Origin of the sequence: Thiogranum longum, assembly GCF_004339085.1 — a bacterium.
GTDB lineage: Bacteria > Pseudomonadota > Gammaproteobacteria > DSM-19610 > DSM-19610 > Thiogranum > Thiogranum longum.
Genome location: NZ_SMFX01000001.1, coordinates 1,087,453 through 1,110,252 on the forward strand (window position 1 = coordinate 1,087,453; position 22,800 = coordinate 1,110,252).

The 22,800-nt window shown below is 54.7% G+C and carries 20 protein-coding genes; 8 read left to right on the top strand and 12 right to left on the bottom strand.

Going from position 1 to position 22,800, the window contains the following annotated elements; translation table 11 throughout:
• Positions 1-10: 10 nt before the first annotated feature.
• Together DFR30_RS05510 and DFR30_RS05515 are read right to left on the bottom strand one after the other, a co-directional pair.
• The gene (locus tag DFR30_RS05510; RefSeq protein ID WP_207891815.1) at positions 11-1,162 is read right to left on the bottom strand and encodes an efflux RND transporter periplasmic adaptor subunit; all 1,152 of its coding nucleotides are present in this window, start codon (positions 1,160-1,162) and stop codon (positions 11-13) included.
• Between the two features lie 39 nt (positions 1,163-1,201).
• Positions 1,202-2,422: a TolC family protein gene (locus DFR30_RS05515; RefSeq protein WP_132971706.1), complete on the bottom strand. Its 1,221-nt coding sequence runs from the start codon at positions 2,420-2,422 to the stop codon at positions 1,202-1,204.
• Between the two features lie 175 nt (positions 2,423-2,597).
• On the opposite strand from DFR30_RS05515, the gene DFR30_RS05520 reads away from it, so the two are divergent.
• Positions 2,598-2,813: a hypothetical protein gene (locus tag DFR30_RS05520; RefSeq protein WP_132971707.1), complete on the top strand. Its 216-nt coding sequence runs from the start codon at positions 2,598-2,600 to the stop codon at positions 2,811-2,813.
• 481 nt (positions 2,814-3,294) lie between these two features.
• Here DFR30_RS05520 and DFR30_RS14260 read toward each other — a convergent pair whose 3' ends face one another.
• The 6 genes from DFR30_RS14260 to DFR30_RS05545 form a co-directional block, all read right to left on the bottom strand.
• Positions 3,295-3,606: a HupE/UreJ family protein gene (locus tag DFR30_RS14260; RefSeq protein ID WP_243640686.1), complete on the bottom strand. Its 312-nt coding sequence runs from the start codon at positions 3,604-3,606 to the stop codon at positions 3,295-3,297.
• 31 nt (positions 3,607-3,637) lie between these two features.
• Positions 3,638-3,958: a hypothetical protein gene (locus DFR30_RS14265; protein WP_165869102.1), complete on the bottom strand. Its 321-nt coding sequence runs from the start codon at positions 3,956-3,958 to the stop codon at positions 3,638-3,640.
• A gap of 104 nt (positions 3,959-4,062) precedes the next feature.
• Positions 4,063-5,361, bottom strand: a complete 1,299-nt coding sequence (locus DFR30_RS05530) for a substrate-binding domain-containing protein (protein WP_132971709.1) — start codon at positions 5,359-5,361, stop codon at positions 4,063-4,065.
• A gap of 108 nt (positions 5,362-5,469) precedes the next feature.
• The gene (locus DFR30_RS05535) at positions 5,470-6,087 is read right to left on the bottom strand and encodes a response regulator transcription factor (RefSeq protein WP_132971710.1); all 618 of its coding nucleotides are present in this window, start codon (positions 6,085-6,087) and stop codon (positions 5,470-5,472) included.
• The gene (locus DFR30_RS05540; protein ID WP_132971711.1) at positions 6,084-8,483 is read right to left on the bottom strand and encodes a PhnD/SsuA/transferrin family substrate-binding protein; all 2,400 of its coding nucleotides are present in this window, start codon (positions 8,481-8,483) and stop codon (positions 6,084-6,086) included. Before DFR30_RS05540 ends, DFR30_RS05535 begins: the two co-directional genes overlap by 4 nt.
• 198 nt (positions 8,484-8,681) lie before the next feature.
• Entirely contained in the window at positions 8,682-9,302 is a 621-nt protein-coding gene (locus DFR30_RS05545) for a cytochrome b/b6 domain-containing protein (RefSeq protein ID WP_132971712.1), read from the bottom strand.
• A gap of 191 nt (positions 9,303-9,493) precedes the next feature.
• Between DFR30_RS05545 and DFR30_RS05550 the strand changes: the two genes are divergently transcribed.
• The 5 genes from DFR30_RS05550 (at position 9,494) to DFR30_RS05570 (ending at position 14,346) form a co-directional block, all read left to right on the top strand.
• Complete coding sequence (locus tag DFR30_RS05550) at positions 9,494-9,946, top strand: helix-turn-helix transcriptional regulator (protein ID WP_207891816.1); 453 nt, start codon at positions 9,494-9,496, stop codon at positions 9,944-9,946.
• Between the two features lie 110 nt (positions 9,947-10,056).
• Entirely contained in the window at positions 10,057-10,263 is a 207-nt protein-coding gene (locus tag DFR30_RS05555; RefSeq protein ID WP_207891817.1) for a hypothetical protein, read from the top strand.
• Between the two features lie 10 nt (positions 10,264-10,273).
• Positions 10,274-11,563, top strand: a complete 1,290-nt coding sequence (locus DFR30_RS05560; RefSeq protein ID WP_132971713.1) for a cation:proton antiporter — start codon at positions 10,274-10,276, stop codon at positions 11,561-11,563.
• A gap of 119 nt (positions 11,564-11,682) precedes the next feature.
• Positions 11,683-12,987: a cyclic di-GMP phosphodiesterase gene (locus DFR30_RS05565; RefSeq protein WP_132971714.1), complete on the top strand. Its 1,305-nt coding sequence runs from the start codon at positions 11,683-11,685 to the stop codon at positions 12,985-12,987.
• An 18-nt stretch (positions 12,988-13,005) separates the two neighbouring features.
• Complete coding sequence (locus DFR30_RS05570) at positions 13,006-14,346, top strand: putative bifunctional diguanylate cyclase/phosphodiesterase (protein ID WP_132971715.1); 1,341 nt, start codon at positions 13,006-13,008, stop codon at positions 14,344-14,346.
• Here DFR30_RS05570 and DFR30_RS05575 read toward each other — a convergent pair.
• Genes DFR30_RS05575 through DFR30_RS05590 form a run of 4 tightly spaced genes read right to left on the bottom strand, consistent with a single transcriptional unit; the run spans position 14,300 to position 19,336 of the window.
• Positions 14,300-15,409 (bottom strand): ABC transporter permease, encoded by a 1,110-nt coding sequence (locus DFR30_RS05575; protein WP_132971716.1) that lies wholly within the window; start codon positions 15,407-15,409, stop codon positions 14,300-14,302. The genes DFR30_RS05570 and DFR30_RS05575 overlap by 47 nt on opposite strands.
• Positions 15,410-15,414: 5 nt before the next feature.
• On the bottom strand, positions 15,415-16,551 hold the full coding sequence (locus tag DFR30_RS05580; RefSeq protein WP_132971717.1) for an ABC transporter permease: 1,137 nt from the start codon (positions 16,549-16,551) through the stop codon (positions 15,415-15,417).
• Complete coding sequence (locus DFR30_RS05585) at positions 16,551-18,293, bottom strand: ATP-binding cassette domain-containing protein (protein WP_132971718.1); 1,743 nt, start codon at positions 18,291-18,293, stop codon at positions 16,551-16,553. Before DFR30_RS05585 ends, DFR30_RS05580 begins: the two co-directional genes overlap by 1 nt.
• Positions 18,290-19,336, bottom strand: coding sequence for an HlyD family secretion protein (locus DFR30_RS05590; protein WP_132971719.1), 1,047 nt, complete (start codon positions 19,334-19,336; stop codon positions 18,290-18,292). The genes DFR30_RS05585 and DFR30_RS05590 overlap by 4 nt, the downstream gene beginning before the upstream one ends.
• 185 nt (positions 19,337-19,521) lie before the next feature.
• On the opposite strand from DFR30_RS05590, the gene DFR30_RS05595 reads away from it, so the two are divergent.
• Together DFR30_RS05595 and DFR30_RS05600 are read left to right on the top strand one after the other, a co-directional pair.
• Entirely contained in the window at positions 19,522-20,973 is a 1,452-nt protein-coding gene (locus DFR30_RS05595) for a TrkH family potassium uptake protein (protein WP_132971720.1), read from the top strand.
• Between the two features lie 36 nt (positions 20,974-21,009).
• Positions 21,010-22,794, top strand: coding sequence for a SulP family inorganic anion transporter (locus DFR30_RS05600; RefSeq protein ID WP_132971721.1), 1,785 nt, complete (start codon positions 21,010-21,012; stop codon positions 22,792-22,794).
• Positions 22,795-22,800 lie beyond the last annotated feature (6 nt).

A 22,800-nucleotide genomic window follows, 5' to 3' on the forward strand; every position in this document is an offset into this window, starting at 1 on the left:
CTCATCTCTCCTAGTGGTTGTGGACTTCAAAACCGCCCTTGGCGATTTCGGACTGGATAAAGAAGGCGCCTTTGCTGACGATGCGTTCACCGTCTTCCAGTCCGTCGATAACCATTCGTTTGCCGACCGTGCGCAGCACTTCGATTTCCTTCGGCTCGTAGCGTCCAGGCTGTTCCTCGATAAACACCTGCCAGTCTCCGTCCGGGCTGCGCAGTACTGCCGCTAGCGGCACCGCGATGCCGGGTTTGCGTTGTGCGCTCTGAATTTCGACGCTGACAAATTGACCGGGGTGCAACTGGTCATCGGGGTTGGCGACCTGTACGCGTACTGACAGGGTGCGTGTACTTTCATCCAGCGCGTGCCGTGCCTGGACCACCTCGCCGTCCAGCCAGCGGTCATTGACCTTGATACGTGCCGGAGCACCGACGCGGATGTTGGCGGCATCTTCCGGTGTCAGACGTGCATCCACCCAGAGCGTAGTCTCGTCGGTGATAACGAACAGTTCACGCCCGGGTTCCGCCAGTTCGCCGACAATAAAGTCATCGCGAATCACGGTGCCTCGCTGGGGGCTTAGCAGTACCAGTTCACCGGTGGCCCTGGAGGAATCGCTCTGTTTCAGCAATGACTGAATCTGTGTGTCGGTCATACCGTAGGCCTGCAACCTTGCATGGGCCTGCTGGCGTGCTACCTGGGCTTCGATGTAACGCCTTTCCGATACCACCTTGCGACCCAGTTTCTTCACTCGCTTCCACTCGCGGTCGTTGACCAGCAGTTCGCCCTGCACCTGCGCAACCTCGACGCTGGACAGGGTGACCAGTTCCTGGCCGGCCGTCACCGTGTCACCCAGCCTGGCGTGGCGCTGCAAGATCTGCGCCTCGATACGCGGCGTCACCTTGGTGGTGCGATAGGCATTCAGAGCGACTTCGCCGGGCGCGTTAATGATGTCGGTGATATTGCTGTGCTGCACCGTCATAATTTCGATACCGGCGGTACGGATCTGTACTTCACTTAGTGCCGCGGCGCCTTCCTGTTCGTGACCGCGCTCGTTATGACGCTCTTCCTTGTGGCCGCTTTCTTCATGTCCACGTTCATCGTCGGCCGCAAACAGAAGGCTGCCAGAACCCAGTGCAAACAGTAAAACCAGTAAATGGGAATAATGCATGATATCAATTCTCCAGAAATTCAGTCGGGGACGTTGCGGTTACAAACCCAGCCAGTGTGTGGTACGACCGGATGCGATCAGCCAGTCGATCCAGGCTGTCCAGACAGCGCCTTGCAGCTTGATGGCCGAGGCTTGTGTGTCCAGGGTTTGCTGAAGCTGAATCAGATATTCGGTGGTACCGATTTCACCGCTTTCCCACAGACGTTTGAGTAGGTCGATGCGCCCCTTAAGGCTTGGCTGCCCGCTTTTTTCCCAGTAGTTCAGCGCGGCACGCGTAACGCTGTAGCGTTGCGCCGCACCCTGCAAACGGCCTTTGGCACGCAGCAGCCGGTTGTAATAGAACTGTTCAGCGCGGACTGCATCGGCGTTGGCAGCATCCAGTTCGGCGCGGAAAGTATTGCGCACGAACAGCGGGATGGACACTGTGATGCCCAGCAGCGTGTCGTCGTCTTCTTTGCCACCGCGCACGCCGATGGTCGGGTCGGGTCGGCGGTCACGCCGGGCAATGGCAATCGATGCGCGGGCGGCTGCCGCCTCGGCTTCCAACTGGCGCAATGCTGGATGTTGCTGCAACAATTTATCGGCGTTAAAAGCCGGTAGTTCTGTAGGTAACAGCGGTAATGCGGGCCAACCGCTGGGTGGCGTTTGCACCAGTGCGGCCAGACGGGCTTCCGTTGACATAGCATCCGCTGTGGTTGAAGCTGCCTGCATGCGTGCCTCGGACAATGCGAGACGGGCAAGATCAACATCGGTCTGGCCGACATCACCGGCCGCATAACGACGCTTAGACAGGCGCAGAAATTCACCCAGCAATTTCACCCGTTCTTGCGAAAGGCGGGCGGCTTCGCTGGAAATCAATACACCGCTTAGCTCACTCAGTAACTCGCCCAACATCGCCTGCCGCTTTGCGGCCAGCGCTGCCTGGGCTGCACGCATCGACTCATGGCCGGCTCTGTCACGCGCCGGCTGTTTCCCGCTCCAGTCGAAGGACTGCACCAACCCCACGGTTTTGGTGATATCCGCAGCATCTTCGTATTCGACCTCGATTTCGGGGTTGTAGAGTGGTTGACCCGTTGCTCGTGCTTCGGCCTCGGCGCGCTGCAAATCGGCGCGCGCGGCCTGTGCGGCAGGATGTTGCGTAAGAAAATCCTGAACCAACTGTTTCAGCGCCGGTGAAACCCCGGACGCATTGACACTGGTGACCAGACCCAATAACAGACAGCCTGCCAGGCCGGACTGCCATACAAGTAATTTTCGCATTGAAGTGAATCCCGAAAGAGCAAATAGATACACAGCATGACGTACACGTCACGCGGCCTGTTACATCAAGGATTCAGGTAATCGGTGGGTGGTACGGGGGTGCGAGCGAGTACGAGAGTGGATAGGTGTCAGAGAAGGGTGGGTCAACTGGCAGTGGACCAACTGCAATGCCCGTATGCAGGCCACCGATCAGCCCAATAACATGGGCCGTAGCGTGGCAACAATGATCTTCGCAACTATCGTTTTGCCAGGGAAGCGGTTTATCCTGATCCACTGGCACATCCGTAGTCAGGACATCGTGATTTTCATCGCCATGCCCGGCATAGGCCCACGCTACGCTGTTCATAAGCGTAAAGACGAGAAACCAGGCTGTCAGAAGGCGTTTAAATAACATCACAGTCAACAAATTATTTCCAGGACGGAGCATAGCTGGTTTTTGGCGCAAACCCAAATGTATAGAGCTATTGGTTTCGACTAAAGTTCCCCAAACTTTATCTATCATCGATTTCCCGCAGCTTTTTCAACTGGCGGCGTATCTCAGCAATGCTGAGAAAAACGCGGCTTGATACTAATCGCAGTCCGCACAATACGGTGTGGACTAATAAACAGCGACCAGAAACCGAGCAGGAATCGCTAATGTGCCAAAAGACTGGGAGGTGGGTTTTGTCGAGACCGAGTGATGACCAGGCGTTGCAGCGCTATGTGCAGGCTGTCAATTACAACGATCTCGGTACCGCTGAGTCCGAGTAGTCAGACGACAATGGATCTATGAGATGTGCGAGCGGCACTAACAGGTCCTTCATGGCAGGAGGGTGTGGGGTGAGTGCCTTCATGAACAAGACCGCCAGGACAGCCGGCCGGGCGACAAAGCTTTAAACCGTAACCACCACAAGCCCTGTACCGGCAACGATCAAACCTGCGCCTGTTAGACGGTAAAAACAGGTTAATCCCTGACTCCGTGTCCAGATACTCAGCGTAAGCCCCAGGGCATGCAGTAATGCACTGCCACTCATCATTGCAATAACAGGCAGCATACTCAGGGTTCCGGCCTCAGCGACATGTGCCATTCCATGTGGTAGCAATATGGTCGATCCCAGGTTACGTTGCCGCGTCGCCCAGAAACCCACAGCAACCATCACCAGCAGGTGATCGTGCCCCATAAACGGGTGGAGCAATTTTTGCAAAAAGGTTTCGCCGGGTGCAACTGAGCTATGGTTACGCGCCATGCTGGTCCAGAACAGCCCGGTGGCACAGGGTTTCCCGCGATTTGAAGACCACCGGTTTGAGTGCAAACGGACCGTTTGACCAGTCGAAATTACGTGGTGAATCCGTGATTTCAACCTTGTAGCAGCCAGGAGACTGGTGCACTGAAATCCCGCTGGGCAGACTGTCACCAGCCCGCAGCTCCTCGTAGACAATGGCGTCATCACGTACTTTTGGCGCAACACAGCGGTAGCCGCTGGCAAGGAGGGCGGAAACCAGCTCGGCAAACAATTTACGAGGCAGGAAGCTGTTGGCAAGGTTGTGCTTGGTCATCCTTGTTCCGCTCCGTGAAAGCTGGGCCAAGTTTATCCTAAATAGAGGTCAGAAAAGCAAAAAAAACCCGCTCCGGGGAGCGGGCTGGTCAAGATGAGAACCGGTCAGGGTGTGAACGGCACAATCACAAGACTGCCATCATCGGCTATCGAGTAGCGTTCACCCTGCTCGGAACCTGTCAGTGCAGAGAAACCACCATCGACATAAATCTGCACACCTTCAGGACTGCGCAGGAAATCCACCCATTTTTTTGCCAGTTTCCTGTGTTTTTTCTGCATAGTGGCAAGGAAGGCAACCGAGTAGACAACGGGGCGGTTTACGGCGTCGATTGGCTGGAAGCCGCTCACAGCGTCACCATTGTTGACAGCCAGTTGCAGCTCGGACACCCAGACAGGACCGACATCGGACTCACCCGCAAGGATACGTGAGGGTGTTTCGACATGATGAACCCGGGTTTCGTGTGTATTGGCCTTGTTCAGAATGGCGAACTCGCACATCCGTAGCGTACCGTCAGCAATGGACGCATGGCCGCTATAGTTGCAGGCCGGGTTGGTGGCGAGACTGAAGTTTGTGCTCACACCGGTGCGGGTTGCCGCCGGTGAACCCGGTTGTGGATTGGCCACGGCAGACAGCAACATATCCAGCGCTGCAATATCGGCTGCAGTACCGTTCAGCCGGGTATACTCATCCATGCGTTGGTACATGGCATTGATGCCGCGATGTACGCCCTCGTTGATATGATCGACTTCAGAGACGCGAATAGCCGGGTCCAGCAGGTCGAGCGTGGCATCGATGGTCGGGTCTGCGGCGTCGCCTATTCCTGTGCTGTTGGTGGCATCCGTCATCAACGTCAGCTGGTTGCGGATGTAGGGAATGGCTTCTGTCACAAAACCGTTGGCTGCAAGGTCACGCATCAGGTTGAAGTTGGTGCTGGTAAAGACATCAAAATCGACCTGGATACTGGTTGGCAGGTAGTTACGAGGGTCTTCATTGCCTAGCAGCATGCAGCCACTCTTGATCTGGTTACGTTCCTGGCCCGGGGGGATAAGCTCGATGAAGTAGTCAGCGCCTTTTTTCTGCAGACCGGCGAATGTACGTGGCTGGTTGCCAATGGCGGTTAGATCGATGTCATCATCATCTTCAGCGCGAAGCTCATTGAAGGCTTGCATAAACTTGTCGAAAACAACCCACTGGTTACCCGCCATAGCCAGGTTAAGGTTGCTGGTAGCAGGGTTGCCGTGGAACTCGGTGGTTCGGTCTGCGGGTAACTGGGCGCAATTGCCGGTTAGCACAAAACCATCTTTGTCCTTGTCATCATCGTCGGCCGTCACGGCAACAGGTAGTGCTGCCAGGCCAGTTGTCAGCGCAATGATGACAGCAGTCAGTGTGTTTTTCTTGAACATGGTGATTTCCTCACAGGTATTGTTGTGTCCGGTTGTGCAGGACAAAGTCTATGAAGGGTGTGTTACGGATATAACTGGGTTGTACCCGGATCTGGCCTCGGGTATACCCTAGGACGATCCCGGGTCGAGGCCTGCAATCATTGCCAGTCTGACCAGTTCGGTCGGCGATGCTGCATCCATCTTGGTCATCAGGTTTGCACGGTGTAGTTCGACGGTTTTAATGCTGATGCCAAGTTCTGAGGCGATAACCTTGTTCTGTTTTGAGTGCAGTACGTATTTCATCACTTCATATTCACGTGGTGTCAGGCGTTCTATCCTGCTGCGAACGTTGTCTACCTGTGTTTTACGCAATCGCTCGTCCCTGTCACAGGCAATTGCGCTCTGTAGCAGTTCCAGCATCAGTGCGTCATTGTAGGGCTTCTCGATAAAATCATAGGCCCCGGCCTTCATGGCTCTGACTGCCATTGCTACATCTGCATGGCCAGTGACAATAATTACAGGAATTGTGGCACCAAGTTTTTTTAAACGCGCATACAGTTCCATTCCGTTGATATCGGGCATGCGAACATCGAGGACAACGCAGCCGGGTAGCCCGTCATCAAAGTGATCAAGGAAAGCCTGCCCACATTCGAATTCACACACTGACAGGTGGGCAGATTCGGCAAGCCATTTCAGCGATTCCCTGGCCAGTCGGTCGTCATCCACGATATGGATTGCAGGTTTCATGACAGGTTTGCCGGTCGTATCGGTAGTTCGAAAAGAAGCTCTGTTCCGCCATTGGAAAGTGATCTGGCCCTGATATTTCCCTGGTGGGCCTCAATAATAGAACGGCTTATTGACAGGCCTATTCCCATCCCGTCCGCCTTGGTGGTATAGAAAGCGTCAAAGATCCTTGGCATCGCTTCATCTGTTATACCTTCCCCGTTGTCTTTTGTGCTGACCATAACAGCCCCTCCTTTAGTGTGTAGCGTTGTTACCGTGAGAATTCGATGCCCTGATATCACGGCATCCATGGCATCAATTCCGTTTCGAATAAAGTTAAGCACAACCTGTTCAAGCTGGATCAGGTCTCCGTCGACAAGCGGGAGGTTTTTATCCAGATCCAGTCTGAGTTTTACCTGGTGGCGACTGGCCTCGTGTTTGACGAGCGTTGCCACGTTGCATACGGCCTGGTTAAGGTCGACCGCGCATTGCCGGCTATCGCCTTTTTGCACGAACTCCCGGATGCGTCGAATAATATCGGCTGCCAGCGTTGCACCTTCGACAGCATTCTGCATGCCAATGGCGAGGGTTTCGCTATCGTTTTTCCCGTCCCGAAGCATGCGCAGGCAGCCGTTGCAGTAATTTATGGCCCCCGTCAGAGGCTGGTTAAGTTCATGTGCAAGACTTGCAGCCATTTCTCCGATGGTGTTCATGCGGGATACGCGCGCGAATTCAGCCTGGTGGCGTTGTCGTGCTTCATGTGCAATTTGCAGTTCCACTTCATCAGCGATCCACTGGGCCATGACTTTGAGTAATTCGTGATCCCAGGTGCTGTATGTGCTTTCACGTGCATGAGTTCCGGCAAATTCAAGCGTGCAGTGAATGCGTCCATCAACGATTACAGCAGCGCCAAGATAGTTCCTCCAGCCCTGTTGCCGGCACCCGCACGTGTCATTTTTAACCTGTTCCAGATCAGGGATATCGAGAGGTTCACCCTTGTGTTCAATCAATCGGGTGACGCATGCGTTACTCAATGGACCGGCACGGTTTTTTACCAGACCAGTGTCTCCCGAAACCCTGCAGATTTGGCGCCCACCAGCTTTTATACTGGCGAGGACCGCAACCGGCAGGGAAAAATATTCACGGCCTGTGTCCAGCAGCCTTGCCAGTTTTTCTTCATGAGACAGGTCCGGTGCACTGGTGATTTTGACCAGTTCCCTTAATGCCATGCGACTTTTTTCCAGCGACCGGTTGGTTTCTTCCAGGTCTTCCGTGCGTTTTGTTACTTCATCTTCGAGGGTGTCCCGGTACCGCGCCAGGGCTTCCTGGGAACGCTTTCGTTCGGATATTTCATTGCGCAGAACAGACTGTGCATGTTTGAGTCTGTGGTTGGTGCGCGAGATATAGCCGTTAAGGATAATCAGGGACAGCAGGAGCAGGGTAATGCCTCCGATCCAGCCGGCATAGCGTTTGATAACGGCACTTAAAGAGGTCTGGCGTAAAATCTGGTAAGGGCCGATCTTCAATGTCTTCATCAGTCGGTGGACCGGTGAGTAATCCAGCGGTACGGTCCACCCCGCGGTACGTGATGCCTGTGCGGCCGGGTGGTCAGCCGGCATGGAGAGCAGGGCCTGTGCCACGCGGGTTGCCAGTTCACGGGGTGTATTTCTTAGCGTGGCAAACGGCCATTCCGGGTAAAGCCGGGTACTCAAAGGAAGCGTGCTGCCTTTTCCATGTTGAGGATTCAGAATTCTGAAAGCGTTCAGGTCTACCGTTCCGGCTTCTACCATGCGCATCAAGGTTTCTGCACGTACAGTTGCGGCATCGACCGCGCCAGTTTGTACGGCATGGATAATCTTGTCCTGGGGGAAACCGGCAAACTGGAGATCACTGAGATCACTGAAGGGGTCGATACCATTCTCGATGAGTTCACGCCAGGCCATCTGAAACCCGCCAAAGGCAACGGGACTGACTGCCATAAACGATTTCCCCTTCAGGTCCTGGAGTGACTGGATGCTGGAATTTGCAGACCGGGTGATAATGACGGCGCCATAGCGAACACGTGTTTGCCCTTGTTCCCGCGTTTGCATGGTGGCAATACGTGAGGCTCCAAACCGTGCCTCAAGACTGACGTAATTTCCCGGGTTCGTCAGGGTGAACTGTAATTTACCTGTATTGATGGCATCTGCCATCTCATCAAGGTCTACCGGGACAATTTCAAAAGGCCGGCCTATGTGTGCTGAAAGATACTTTGCTGTTGCAGACCAGCGGGTCAGTGCGAGTGTTTTACCCCGGTAGGCGAGGATTCCGATGCGAATGACAGCTCCCTCGTCTGCAGCCAGATGGTCAACGGGGGCCGCTCCCAGGACCAGTGCCAGCAGCATGCCTGCAGGTAATAGAGTTTTATGTCGGTGCTGCATATCCCCAATTGCTCTGTGGCCAGGCGCAGGCCATACAGTTATCGCAATACTTTTATGTAAGATACAGCGGGGACAGTTCTATTCCGTGGATTTCCTGATTTCCAGGGCCTTCATGCTGGTGGTGCAGCTATATCAGCGGTTTTTTCAGACAGGTTGAAAGCCAGTTGTTTGTCCCGGCTGGCCAGGTGAAAGTGCGCGTCAGTCTTTGCGGGTCTTTTTGCCAGTGAGCATGGCTTTTACCAGGTTTTCGTCATGCAGGCGACCGGAAATTATCACTCCGGTAATGTGCAGGAATACAAGAAACAACATAAAGTTGGTCGAGGCTTCGTGTATTTCCTCCCAGAACTTCCCGGCACCGCTTTCATTTCCTTCCCTCTCATCTTCGTTATCGTCCGCATGGGCAGGGCTGATAATAGTGACTGCGGGAAGGGGGCCGGCCAGTGGCCCGAGTCCTTCTTCAACGGCATACAGTTTGAGGCCGCTGATGGAAACCACAAACAGGCTTGCCAGCATGATGATGACCATCCAGCCACCGGCCGGATTATGCCCGACATAATGCTCCGGTTTTCGGCTGACCAGGCTTTTCAGGTAGCGGGACACGGCGTGCTGTGAATAGATAAAGTCACTGAAACGCGCATATCGGGTACCGATAAATCCCCACACAACACGGAAGGTGATGAGCCCAAGCACCGCGTACCCGGAGTAGATATGCAGACTACTTTCCTCTTCACCGGTCAGGTAGGCAATAGTGAAGCCAGCGACCAGGCTCCAGTGAAAAATTCTTACCAGTGGATCCCAGACCCGAATTTCGTTTTTCATTGTGACGTCCTCGTCAAATTAGATTGTGAGGTCAATATCGGCTGTTTTGCCTATGAAATCATCGGGCCGATGCTATAGGGAGTATCGTATGGGACATATGTCGGATAATATAAGCCGCTGTTTTTAAATAGGTCGTCATTGTGTATAGCATTCCGCTCAAAGAGTTTGTAGTAATTCTGGTTTTGGCCACGGTGGTTGTCGCAAGTGGCGTGGACCTGGTGACAGATCTTTCTCATGGTGCAAATGTTGACCATATAGTTAAAGAAGCGATTGTTGTTGTGATTTCGTTGGCGGCGATCGCCTGGCTGTTGCTGGGACTGCGTCAGCAGAGACTCGAAATAAAGTCTCTCCAAAAGGAACTTGAAGTCGCAAATACGTCCCGGGTCCGGCCAAGAAAATATGTGCTCGAGGCGCGCAAAAAGCTGGGTGACGTGGTTACCCGCCAGTTTTCTGAATGGGGGCTGACGGGTAGTGAAGTTGAAGTTGGCTGGTTACTGTTGAAGGGCCTGAGCCTGAAAGAAATCGCACTGGTAAGAAATACCCAGGAAAAGACTGTTCGTCAGCAGGCTTCATCCATCTATAAAAAGGCCGGTGTCAGTGGCAGGCACGCTTTTTCGGCATGGTTCATCGAGGATATTCTTTAGTCCCTGAATACAACGTAATATTTGCATATTGCCAAAAATTAAATAATCCCGTTCATAAACATAAAGGTAGATCGATCCATCGAGTTGGCGCAGGTGTTGATATAACCGCAGTGACGGAATTTGAGGGTAAACCGGAAATTCAGCTTGCACTGTTCTTTGACTACCAGAATAACGTACCGCACTACCCGGCATGGCAGGCATACTTTCGTGACCACCAGCCACCGACCCTGATTGTTTGGGGCAAGAATGACTACACCTTTCCGTCAGAAGGTGCACACCCTCTACGGACAAGGTATTCACTTCAGGAGCGGTTGTGAATGAACCTCAATGGCTTTCCGCAGTCTACTCGCCAGGTATGCCGGAAAAGGACAACCCCTTTTGGCTGTCATCACGCTCTATTTCATGGCTATTCTGCTGGTCGGGCTGCTGCTGGAGCCTCTCGCCCGCCGGTTACATATGCCATTCATCGCGGCGCTGGTTGCGGGCGGTTTTGCCGTTTCGCAACTACTGGTCGGTATGGGGCTCGATATCGGTCTGCGTTGGCACCATTTTCATGATCTTGTGTTCTATGTTTTTTTACCGGTGCTGATTTTCGAGTCTGCAATTTCACTTGACGTGCGTATATTACTGCGCAATCTGTTTCCTGTTCTGCTGCTGGCCTTGCCGCTTTTACTGTTATCGGCAGCGATTACAGGTGCGCTGCTGTATTTCGGTATCGGGCACCCGCAGGGGTTTCCCTGGACAACGGCGCTTGTCGGTGGCGTTCTGTTGTCTGCAACAGACCCGGTTGCAGTAACAGAGCTTTCGCGTCGATTACCCTTGCCGCAACGATTACTGACCCTCATGGAGGGAGAAAGCCTGCTGAATGATGCTACAACGGTAGTATTTTTCATACTGCTGCTTTCCGTCGCAGTCGGACACGATCGAATTGACGCAGACCTGACTGGAGCAGGGATCGATTTCCTGAGGATTTCATTTGGAGGGTTGGCCCTCGGGTTGTTGTCTGGTGTTGCAGGGTGCTGGTTGATGCGTTGGCTGGACAGGAGGAGGTTTATTGTGAGTGTACTGGCCGCGTATGCCAGCTATCTGGCTGCAGAACACTGGCTGCATGTATCAGGTGTGATGGCTACTCTTTCGTGCGGGTTGTGGATCGGACATGCCCTGCGGACAGACCCGGATATAGATGCCCGTTCCCTGTTGCCCGGATGGGAACAACTTGGCTGGGTTGCCAACAGTGCGCTGTTCCTACTGGCCGGTGTCACCATAACCGTATCCATGTTCGAACAACGCTGGCTTGCCATGCTGATAGGGATTGCTGCGGTACTGGTAACTCGCCTGCTGAGTGTGTGGCTGGTCGCGTGGCTGACATCGCTGGTGCCGGGGCAACTACCGTTATCGAGAGCCGACCGCGCGGTCATGGTTGCCGGTGGATTACGCGGCGCCATTACGCTGGCTTTGGCTCTGTCTCTTCCGCTGGAACTGGAAGGTTGGTGGACAGTACAGTCTGTCGCCTACGGTGTGGTGGTATTTTCGTTGTTCGTGCAGGCTCCACTGTTAGAGCCACTCGTGAAAAAGTTGCGGCACCAGGGTTATTTTGGAGCCCGGAAACAACCCTGAAACTTTAGCTATCTATATCATTATTAAAGGAAATAATTAGCTGGCCGCTGTACTGGACGGGGTGGATTACGCTGCCTGATTGAAGATTGATTGGCTAGACTAAGGCGCTGATATTTCATATGAAAAAGGAAGTTAAAACCAGCGTAGACGGGCTGCAGGTCGGCATGTATGTTGCCCGGCTGGACCGACCCTGGTTGAAAACCTCGTTTGCATTACAGGGGCTGGCAATTCGCAGCAAGGAAGATATCGAGCGCCTGCGCAAGGTTTGTAACTATGTTTACGTAGATACCGAGCAGGGCGATTCCCCCGATCCCCGCTTCTGGATCGTGCGTGAAGGTACGAGAAAATACGGGGCACCACCCACTTCGAGTGGATCCCCGAAAGAAACTCCCGGCAAAGCAACTGACAGCAAAAAAACTGACAACGTGTTCACCAGGCTGCGCACGAAAATCTACCAGGATGTAAAGCCCATCAAGGAAGAGATGCAGGCAGCGCAGGATGCGCACGTGCGTCTTCAGGAAGACCTGACCCAGGCAATGGGTGACCTGCGAAATTCCAGAGATCTGGATATTGATGCACTGAACAAGAGTATTTCAGTGGTTGTAAACAGCATCATCAGGGCACCGGGTGCCATGATGCTTGTGATCAAGCTCAAACAGTTTGATGACACCACCTACAGTCGTGCGCTCGGCACCTCGGTGTGGTGTGCAACATTTGGCCGTCACCTGGGTCTTGAGAAGTCAGCGATAGAGCAGCTTGCGCTTGGTGGTTTGTTGCTCGATATAGGGAAGAGTGATGTGCCTGTCGAGTTATTACGCAAGCCGGGCAAGCTGACAGAGGAAGAATTTGCAATCCTGCGCAAGCATGTTGATCAGGGTGTTCGGCTGCTTTCAAGGTCATCGGTATCGGCAAAACCAGGTGACCGTCTGCCCAGGGAAGTCCTGCAAATGGTTGCTACTCACCACGAAAGGGCAAATGGCAACGGCTATCCTCAGGGCCTGATGAATGATGAAATTCCGATGTTCGGGCGTATTGCCGGTATCGTCGACAGTTTCGACGCGATGACCAACCCCAGGCACTATTCTGACGATGATCCCATGTCGCCACACGCAGCCATTAACGAACTCTATGATTTACGTGGAACCCTGTTTCAGGCTGAGTTGGTAGAGCAGTTTATCCAGACAGTTGGCCTGTACCCCACCGGGTCCCTGGTGGAGCTGTCAAATGGCGAAGTCGGTGCAGTAATCGCCATAAACGGTTTGCGACGACTCCGCCCGACCGTAATGCTCCTGCTTGACAGCAACAAGGAACCACTTGAACATTTCCGATTGGTGGATCTTTCCGAAACCGATGACAGTCTTTCCGTTACGGGTGCGCTGCCGTATGGCGCCTATGGTATCGATATGAAGGAAGTATTCCTGTAGTTCGGGAAGCGGGTTTGAATGAAAGATCCGGTAACAGGTCTGAATAACCGACAGCAGTTCCTGCATATCCTCGACTGTGATATCAGTGATGCCGCAACGCACAAGGTGTCTTTGGCGCTACTGCTGGTCGATATCAGGCAGTTTTCACGTATCAATATGAAGTACGGTTACGCTGCGGGCGACGGTGCCTTGCAGGCGGTGGCGAGTGCGCTGGAACAGGTTCGTCGTGAAGGTGATCATATTGCACGTGTCGGTGATGACAAGTTTGGTTTGATCCTCTCGGGTGTCCTGAACACAGGCCATGCCGAGATGGCTGCACACAAAATCAAGCGATTGCTGGACATGCCTTTACTGGTCGGAGAAGAAAGTATTGCCTGTAAGGTAAGTATCGGTATCTCGGTTTATCCGGAACATGCACGTAGCGGGGATAAATTGATGGCTGCAGCGGATGAGGCCCAGCGCCGCGCTCGAAGTACCGGTCAGTTGCTTTGTGTTGCCCATGATGACGAATGTGCAGAGGAGTCAGAGCATTGGGATATTGAAATGGCGCTGGAAGATGCCATTCACAAATCCGAGTTGCGGGTCTATTTCCAGCCCAAGATTTCACTGGCGACCGGCAGGCCGGTTGGCGCAGAAGCATTGGTACGGTGGGAGAATGATTTCCGGGGTCTCATTGGGCCGAATGAATTTATTCCTGTTGCAGAGTCGAGTGGATTCATCAGACCACTGACGGAGTGGATGCTAAACAGCGCTTTACGCCTGGCTGGTATGTGGGAACATCGTTGGGGTGTGCAGGAAGTCTCTGTCAATATCCCGCCCTGCGTACTGGACCGTTCTGACTTTGTCGACACCGTGATCAGCGCACAAAAATTATGGTACTCGGCCACCAATAAACTATGCATCGAAATTGTAGAGCAGTCATTTATCGAGAATGTCGAAAATGCGTTCTCCAAGTTAAACCGGCTCAGGGATGAAGGAATCAGCGTTTCAATTGATGATTTCGGTACCGGTTATTCAAGCCTTGCGTATTTCCGTGATATACCGGCAGATCAGCTGAAGATCGACCAGTCATTCGTATTTGGCCTGCTGAAAGATCGGGATAATGCCAACATCGTGGAACTGATCGTGGATCTGGCGCATCGATTCGGGTTGTCCGTTGTTGCGGAAGGGGTTGAAGATATCCAAACCCTGTCCGCGCTGAAGAAGATGCAGTGTGATATAGCGCAAGGCTTTTTTATCGCCAGGCCGATGCCGGCGGAAGAGTACCACGAGTGGCTGGCGAATTATCGTGGCATCAATGCCTCTGGTGTGATCAGTACATCCGGCGCCGAAACAGCCAGGCCGCTGACCACAGACTGAACAGGGCGATTACCGCCATTGGCCAATATTGCGCTGCAAGCAGTTTGATATCGGCGCCCTCCAGGAATACCCCACGAACGATAATCAGAAAGTAACGCATCGGATTGATCAACGTTAGCTGCTGGACCGCTTCCGGCATATTGGCAATAGGTGTGGCAAAGCCGGACAGAATGACTGCGGGTACAAGGAACAGGAATGCCCCGAGCAGGCCTTGCTGCTGGGTGACCGACAGCGATGAGATCATCAGGCCGATACCGATATTGGCGAGCAGGAACAGGAACAGCCCAAGGTAAAGCGCGCCGATCTTTCCCTGTAGCGGTACTTCGAACCAGAATACTGCAACCAGAATGATAACGGTTGATTCCAGCAGGCCAATAATCAGCCCCGGAACAGACTTGCCAATCAGTATTTCAAACGGCCGCAGCGGTGTGACCAGTAACTGGTCAAAGGTGCCTTCCTCGCGTTCCCGTGCCACTGACAATGCCGTCACCAGCAGGGACACCACCAGTGTCAGCAGACCGACAATGCCGGGTACGATAAACCACTGCGACACCAGGTTGCTGTTGTACCAGGCGCGCATCACCAGCCTGGCCGGTGGTGGAGGCCGTTGTTGTTGTTGCGCCCAGTCGGCGGAGAAATCCAGCAGTATGGTGCGGACATAATTGAGCGCCAGCAGCGCCGTATTGGAATTGCGGCCATCGACGATGACCTGTAATGAAGCACTTTCCCCGGCTGCGAGATCGTCACTGAAGCGTGGACCGATATGCAGGACCATCAGGGCCTGTTTGTTATCGATCAGTGGCCTGATGTCGGCGTCACGACTTATCTTTCCCACCAGCTCGAAGGTGCCAGAACCACTGAAACGCTCTGCCAGAAGGTGCGATTGTTCCGTGTTGTCCTCGTCGTAAACTGCAAAGGGCACCCGGTTGAGATCAAAGGTCGCGGCATAACCAAATACAACGAGCTGTATAATGGGCGGACCTATGAGGACAAAACGGCTGCGCTTGTCCTTTAGCAGGGCAAGGAACTCCTTGATGATCAGTGCCAGCATGTGTTGCAGCATCCGTTCTACTCCAGCCGCTTGCTTGCCTTGCGGCGTACCAGTATCAGGAAGAAGAATGCCATCAATAGTAGTGCCACGGCATTGGGCAGAATGACTGGCCAGACATTACCGGCCAGGAATACGGTTTGCAGGATGGAAACAAAATAGCGCGCCGGAATAATGTGTGTAATCGCCTGGATGGCCCAGGGCATGGAATTGATGTCGAAGATGAAACCGGACAGGATAAAAGCCGGCAGAAAGGTCACGATAATCGCAACCTGCCCGGCGACGAACTGGTTCTTCGCGACAATGGAAATCAGCAGGCCCATGGCCAGTGAAACCAGCATGAACAGTGCAGAAGCGACCAGTAGAACCAGGAATGAGCCGCGTAGCGGCACATCGAACTGCCACACGGCCATTGCCACGGTCAGCAGCATGCCGCCCATGCCGAGTATAAAGTAGGGGATCAGCTTGCCCATCAGCAGTTCACGGATGTGAATGGGCGTAACCAGCAGGGCCTCCATGGTGCCGCGCTCCCATTCACGCGCCACTACCATGGCCGTCAGCAGGGCGCCGATGAGCGTCATGATAACCGCAACCAGTCCTGGCACCAGGAAGTCACGACTGCGTACTGCCGGGTTAAACCAGACACGTTGCTCCAGCGTGATGGGAAAAGCCTTCGGCAGCCCACGGCGTTCGGTATAGTGCGTCAGCCAGGTTTGCCATGCACCGAGGATATAGCCTTCCGTGATACGCCCCTGGTTTGCGTCCACACCATTGACAATGACACCGATCGGCGCACCGAGTCCGGCGTGCAGGCGGTGGCTGAAATCACTTTGCAGCCACACGATTCCGTCGATGTCGTGCTGCTGCAGGGCCTGTTCGGCGGCCTGTATGGCGTGAAAGACAACCGGGTCAAAGTAATCCGACTGGCCGAATGCAGCGCGAATATCACTGGTCTCGCTATCCGGGCTTTCAATCACGAATCCAATGCGGACGTCTTTCGCATCAAGTGATACGCCATAACCGAACAGGAACAGCATCACTACCGGCAGCACAAAGGCAATGGCGATACTGGATGGATCGCGCAGGATTTGCAGACTCTCCTTGCGCACCATCCCGGCCAGGCGTCGGCGTGAAAGTTGTGCGTCTGATGCCGGCATCAGGCGGCAGCTTCCTGCTTGTGTTGTTCGATCAGCGCAATAAAGGCATCTTCCATGCTGGCTTCTGATTCCCCCGGGGCATGAAAACGCTCGCGCAGGTTCTCTGGCGTGTCTGCTGCCAGGACTTCGCCATCGGCCATGACCACCAGCCGGTCACAGTAGTTGGCTTCATCCATAAAATGGGTGGTCACCAGCACGGTGACGCCGGACTCGGCGAGTGCATTGATGTGCCACCAGAACTCGCGGCGCGCCAGCGGGTCGACACCGGATGTGGGTTCATCGAGGAACAGGATATCCGGGCGGTGCATAAGTGCCGCGGCAAGCGCCAGGCGTTGCTTGAAACCCAGTGGCAGGGTGAAGGCGGCAGTATCCCGGTACGTCGTCAGCTCAAAGTCTTCTACTGCGGAGGCAATGCGTTCCCGTTTTGTGTTGCCGGACAGTCCGTATGCACTGGCGAAAAAGTTCAGGTTCTCCTGCACGGACAGGTTTCCGTACAGGGAGAAACGCTGCGCCATGTAACCGATGCGAGCGCGCGCCTTTGCAGCGGCCTTGCGCAGGTTGACGCCGGCAACGCTTACATGGCCGGAGGAAACCGGCAGCAGCCCGCACAGCATGCGAAAGGTTGTCGACTTTCCGGCACCATTGGCCCCCAGCAGGCCGAAAATTTCCCCACGCCTGACGTCGAAGCTGACCTTGTTGACGGCAATGAAGTCACCAAACCGCCGACTCAATTCGTGTGCCTGGATAACAGCCTCGTCGTTGCGGGTGGTCGCAGTTTCCGATGTGGTGTCGATGGCCGCCGGTTTGCGAATATCGTGCTGAAGCATGGCAATAAACGCATCCTCGAAGCGCGGTGCCACAGATTCGATATGGGCGTCCGGCAAGTCTGCAACCAGTGCTTGCTCAGGCGTATTGGCTTCACAGGTCACCACGCGCACCTTGCGCCCTTCGGTCAGTGCGTCCAGCACCGCCGGGTTGAGGTCGAGCTGCTGCTGCAGGCGGCGTTTGCCGAGCGCGGCACTGATTTCCCAGACCCGGCCCTGCATCGGTGCGCTGAAAGCTTGCGGTGTCTGCTGACCGAGCAGTTTGCCTTCATGTAGCAGGATGACATCATCGCAGCGTTCCGCTTCGTCGAGGTAGGCGGTGCTGAGTAATACACTCATGTGTTGCTGCTTGACCAACCGGTAGACGATAGCCCACAACTCACGACGCGAGACCGGGTCGACGCCGACCGTGGGCTCGTCGAGCAACAACAGTTCCGGTGAGCTGAGCAGTGTGCAGGCCAGCCCCAGTTTCTGTTTCATGCCACCGGACAGGCGGCCGGCCAGTCTCGCGGTAAACGGTGCCAGACCGGTCATATGCATCAGCTCACGGTGACGTTTTGCGTGTTCTTCCTCCGGTACACCTTGCAGCTCTGCATACAGGTCGAGGTTTTCCTGCACAGTAAGATCTTCATAGAGACCAAAGCGCTGTGGCATATACCCAATGTGTGACTGAACCGCGAGCGATGCTTCGCGCATATCCTGGCCGAGCACCTGGATCTCGCCCTCGTCAGGCAGCAGCAGACCGGCCGCCAGCCGCATGAGTGTGGTTTTGCCGGCACCATCCGGACCGATCAGGCCAGTGACGATGCCACGCCGGACCTGCAGGTTGAGTTTATCCAGCGCGCGCACCGGCTGCGCACCGGCAAAGGTTTTGCCGAGATCTTTCAGCGTGATGGCAGGTGATGCGGTACCGGTCATTGCGCGCCGCTGCACGCGGACGCATCAGGGTCGGCCTGCGTGGAACGGGTATCCAGCTCAACGGTAGCGGGCATGCCCAGGCGCAGTTTGTTGTCCGGGTTGCAGGCATAGATCCATACCTGGTACACCAGCCGGGTGCGCAGCGCAGGTGTTTCGACGTTCTTGGGTGTGAACTCTGCACTCGGCGATATATAGCCAACCCAGCCTTTATAGCTTGAGCCCGGTGTACTGTCAGTGCTGATTTTCGCCTGCATACCCGGCACGACATTGCCCAGGTGTGTTTCCGGAACGTAGGTTCGAATCCACACCGGTTCGAGCTTTGCCAGGGTAAACACCGGGCGGGAGGGTGTGGCGATGTCACCCGGTTCCAGGATGCGAGAACGGACTACGCCGTTGGCAGGGGCAAACAGTTTCGTGTCATCAAGATCTTTGCGGGCACGTTTCAGTAACGCTTCGATTTGCGCGACATTGGCGCGCGCAGCAGCAATGGTTTCCTTGCGTGGACCTTCCAGTACCAGCGACAGGGCTTCCTCCGCGGCCTTCAGTTTCGCTTTGGCAACATCCAGTTGACTGCGGGCATCATCGAGACTTTGCTGTGGCGAAACTTTTTTGCGTACCAGCTCTTTGGTGCGGCGATAGCGCTGCTCGGTGTCGAGCAGGCTGGCTTTCGCTGCGGCGACATCAGCCCTGGCCTTGCGGATTTCCTGTGGACGGCTACCGGTTTCCAGCTCCTCGAGCTGCTGGCGGGCCTGTTCCAGGCGTGCTTCCAGTTCCTGAACGACACTCTCAAAACGTGTGGTTTCGAGGCGCCCCAGCTGCTGCCCCTGGCTGACGTGTTCGCCTTCGTTTACATCCAGTTCGGCAATCCGATCCTGAACCATAAACGCCAGTTGCACCTCGCGCATGTCCACATTCCCGTAAAGGGTCAGCGTGTCAGTGGCCGTGTTACTGTTTTTCCAGTACCGGTACCCGGCCGTCGAGGCCGCTGCGATCACGATGAGCAGGATCACAACCCGGGCGATACGTTTTTTTTCTGGAGCCATAACCTGTTGCCTGTAGGGTAAGTTTTCGTAAGTGTAACCGATTTGTGCTGGACAGGACTGTCACCTGTCGGACACCATAGCCGGTAAGGAATTAACAAAATCTTGAAGTATGTCATGCTAGTTTAGCTGCGCCTTATATAGCGGGTGACAGGTTTAAAGCATTCCCGGGTTCAGGGCAGGGTGAGATGGGTCTATTTCGTTCCATGCGGATTGTCGGAATCCTGGTACTTGCCTACAGCGCCAGTATGTTGCCGCCGGCGCTGCTGTCACTGTGGTACAACGACGGTGAAGTCAGGCATTTTGGCACAGCGCTGCTGGCGATCGCTGCGGCTGGTTTATTGATCTTGCTGGTTTCAGGCCGGCGCGGTGCTGGCAAGAATCTGCGCCGCCGGGATGGCTTTATTGTAGTGGTATTTTTCTGGGTGGTGCTCAGTATGCTGGGTGCGATCCCGCTGATGCTCGGTACTCATCTATCGTTTGTCGATGCCCTGTTTGAGGCGGTATCGGGGTTTACCACCACGGGTTCGACGGTCATTGTCGGACTGGATGGTCTGCCGCCCTCGGTCCTGTATTACCGGCAACAGTTGCAGTGGCTGGGCGGTATGGGGCTGGTGGTGCTGGCCATTGCCGTGCTGCCGATACTCGGAATCGGTGGTTCACAGTTGTACCGGGCGGAAACACCCGGCCCTGGCAAGGATGAAAAGATCACACCTCGCCTGGTGCAGGGTGCACGGGCGTTGTGGATGATCTATGTCGGGCTGACACTGCTGTGTGTGCTGGCCTACTGGCTGGCGGGCATGCCCCTGTTCGAGGCAGTGGCGCACAGTTTTTCGACCGTATCGACGGGTGGCTTTTCGACCCACGATGCGAGCCTCGGCTACTTCGACAGTGCAGCGATTGAGCTGGTTGCTACACTGTTTATGTTGCTCGGCGGGATCAATTTTGCGGTGCATTACGTGGTGCTGAGGGACCACAATCCACTGCACTATTTCCAGGATACGGAAGTGCGCAGTTACTTTCTGATTGTCCTGGCACTGATGCTGGTGATTTTTTCGACGCTGGCCCTGACGGGTGTGTACAGGAGTTTTGGCCATGCGGTGATGGATGCCGGCTTTGAAGTGGTATCGGTGATAACCAGTACCGGGTTTGGCGAGGCGGACTTTTCGAAGTGGCCGCTGTTTCTGCCACTGTTACTGATTTTTACCAGTTTTATCGGTGGCTGTGGCGGGTCTACGGCCGGCGGCATCAAGGTATTGCGTATCGTGCTGCTGTTCAAGCAGGGCGCACGAGAGGCAACGAACCTGATGCACCCGCATGCCATCCGGCCGATCAAGATTGGCGGGCGCGTGGTGAACAACCGCACCATTCAATCGGTGTGGGGCTTTTTTTCAGTATATTTGTTTGTGTTCGTCATTCTGACATTGTCGATGATGGCGGCAGGGCTGGATCAGGTCAGTGCATTTTCTGCGGTGGCCACCAGCATTAATAATCTCGGGCCGGGGCTAGGAGAGGTGGCTTATACCTTTTCCACAGTGAGCGACCCGGTCAAATTGCTGGCAGTGGTTGCCATGCTGCTGGGACGACTGGAGATCTTCACACTACTGGTGTTGTTGAGCCCGAAGTTCTGGCTGGAATAGACGACGTTTTTTGACTTTATTAAATCAGGAGATGTAATGAATCAGCAGGGTTTTCTGGGGCGGTATAAACAGTTTTTCCCTTTCCTTGTGTGGATGCCGAAGCTCACCAGGGATACCATCCGGACGGATTTCTTTGCCGGGCTGACCGGTGCGATTGTTGTGCTGCCGCAGGGTGTGGCGTTTGCGACCATCGCAGGCATGCCGCCGGAGTATGGTTTGTATGCGGGCATGGTGCCGGCCATCATCGCGGCCCTGTTTGGCTCGTCATGGCACCTTGTATCGGGACCAACGACTGCCGCATCGATCGTACTGTTTTCCGCACTCAGCGCACTGGCCGAGCCGGGTTCAATGGATTACGTCAAGCTGGCGCTTACCCTGACCTTTATGGTGGGGGTTATTGAGATAGCACTGGGCCTGGCGCGTATGGGCGCACTGGTCAACTTTATCTCGCATTCCGTCATTGTCGGCTTTACCGCAGGTGCAGCGATCCTGATCGCCGGCAAGCAACTGAAAAATTTCTTTGGTGTGCCCATCGAGCGTGGTGGACACCTGAACGATGTACTGGTGCAGTTCTGGCACCAGATACCCAACATTAACGGCTATGTCACACTGGTGGCCGTCGTGACCCTGTTGTCGGGTATTATCGTCAAACGTTTCTGGCCAAAACTGCCTTACCTGATCATTGCCATGATACTGGGCAGCGTGGTGGGTGTCTGGTTGAACCAGCGTTTTGGCGTTGACGTGACAGGTATCACGACGGTCGGCGCTTTGCCGCAGACGCTGCCACCGTTGTCATCGCCGGATTTTACGCTGGATACGATCAAGCACCTGGCGACCCCGGCACTGGCGGTGACCCTGCTGGCCCTCACCGAGGCCGTATCGATTGGCCGTTCGCTGGGCGCGCGCAGTGGGCAGCGTATTGACGGGAACCAGGAATTTATTGGCCAGGGTCTGTCTAACATGGCCGGTAGTTTCTTTTCCGGTTATGTGTCGACCGGTTCCTTTAATCGTAGCGGGCTGAATTTCCAGGCGGGTGCGCGTACACCGCTGGCGGCAATGTTTGCCGGTCTTTTGCTGATGATCATCGTGCTGCTGGTTGCTCCGTTCGCGGCCTACCTGCCCAATGCCGCGATGGCCGGCATCCTGTTCATGGTTGCCTGGGGGTTGATTGATTTCCACGAGATTCGACATGTGCTTAAAGCCAGCCGTCGTGAGACTGGCATCATGGCAGTCACTTTCTTTGGTGCCCTGTTCCTGGAACTGGAACTGGCCATTTTTGCGGGTGTTTTGCTATCACTGGTGTTGTACCTGATGCGTGTGTCAAAACCCCGTATCGTTACCCGGGTACCGGATCCGAACATGCCCAAGCGGAAGTTCAACACGGGTGACAATCTGCCGCAGTGCCCGCAGCTGCATATTTTGCGTATCGATGGCTCGATATTCTTCGGTTCCGTCAGTCACATCCAGGAAGCGTTTGCGGAACTGGAAGAAAAACACCCGGAACAGAAACACCTCGCCGTTGTGGCGCAGGGTATCAATTTTGTCGATATTGCCGGTGGTGCCGCCCTGGTCGAGGAGGCACGCAAGCGCAAGGCACGTGGTGGCGGGTTCTATCTGATCAAGGTCAAAAAAGGGTTGTGGGAATCACTCGATTCCTGTGGCTGCCTGGATGAAATCGGCCCCAACAATGTCTTCCAGTCGAAGTCGGCGGCAATAACCGGTATCTTCCAGAAACTGGACAAGGATATCTGTCGTACCTGTGACAAGCGTATCTTCCGTGAATGTGCATCGGTTGAACCTGCTCCAAAAAAGGAAGCTTGATAAAAC

What these genes read in the sequence shown, in the direction of transcription:
- DFR30_RS05590 (WP_132971719.1), bottom strand. Translation starts at nt 19,336, where the DNA reads ATGGCTCCAGAAAAAAAACGTATCGCCCGGGTTGTGATCCTGCTCATC.
- DFR30_RS05535 (WP_132971710.1), bottom strand. Translation starts at nt 6,087, where the DNA reads ATGAAACCTGCAATCCATATCGTGGATGACGACCGACTGGCCAGGGAA.
- DFR30_RS05585 (WP_132971718.1), bottom strand. Translation starts at nt 18,293, where the DNA reads ATGACCGGTACCGCATCACCTGCCATCACGCTGAAAGATCTCGGCAAA.
- DFR30_RS05540 (WP_132971711.1), bottom strand. Translation starts at nt 8,483, where the DNA reads ATGCAGCACCGACATAAAACTCTATTACCTGCAGGCATGCTGCTGGCA.
- DFR30_RS05560 (WP_132971713.1), top strand. Translation starts at nt 10,274, where the DNA reads ATGGCTTTCCGCAGTCTACTCGCCAGGTATGCCGGAAAAGGACAACCC.
- DFR30_RS05600 (WP_132971721.1), top strand. Translation starts at nt 21,010, where the DNA reads ATGAATCAGCAGGGTTTTCTGGGGCGGTATAAACAGTTTTTCCCTTTC.
- DFR30_RS05580 (WP_132971717.1), bottom strand. Translation starts at nt 16,551, where the DNA reads ATGCCGGCATCAGACGCACAACTTTCACGCCGACGCCTGGCCGGGATG.
- DFR30_RS05530 (WP_132971709.1), bottom strand. Translation starts at nt 5,361, where the DNA reads ATGTTCAAGAAAAACACACTGACTGCTGTCATCATTGCGCTGACAACT.
- DFR30_RS05515 (WP_132971706.1), bottom strand. Translation starts at nt 2,422, where the DNA reads ATGCGAAAATTACTTGTATGGCAGTCCGGCCTGGCAGGCTGTCTGTTA.
- DFR30_RS05520 (WP_132971707.1), top strand. Translation starts at nt 2,598, where the DNA reads ATGCAGGCCACCGATCAGCCCAATAACATGGGCCGTAGCGTGGCAACA.
- DFR30_RS05575 (WP_132971716.1), bottom strand. Translation starts at nt 15,409, where the DNA reads ATGCTGCAACACATGCTGGCACTGATCATCAAGGAGTTCCTTGCCCTG.
- DFR30_RS05565 (WP_132971714.1), top strand. Translation starts at nt 11,683, where the DNA reads ATGAAAAAGGAAGTTAAAACCAGCGTAGACGGGCTGCAGGTCGGCATG.
- DFR30_RS14265 (WP_165869102.1), bottom strand. Translation starts at nt 3,958, where the DNA reads ATGACCAAGCACAACCTTGCCAACAGCTTCCTGCCTCGTAAATTGTTT.
- DFR30_RS05595 (WP_132971720.1), top strand. Translation starts at nt 19,522, where the DNA reads ATGGGTCTATTTCGTTCCATGCGGATTGTCGGAATCCTGGTACTTGCC.
- DFR30_RS05570 (WP_132971715.1), top strand. Translation starts at nt 13,006, where the DNA reads ATGAAAGATCCGGTAACAGGTCTGAATAACCGACAGCAGTTCCTGCAT.
- DFR30_RS05510 (WP_207891815.1), bottom strand. Translation starts at nt 1,162, where the DNA reads ATGCATTATTCCCATTTACTGGTTTTACTGTTTGCACTGGGTTCTGGC.
- DFR30_RS05545 (WP_132971712.1), bottom strand. Translation starts at nt 9,302, where the DNA reads ATGAAAAACGAAATTCGGGTCTGGGATCCACTGGTAAGAATTTTTCAC.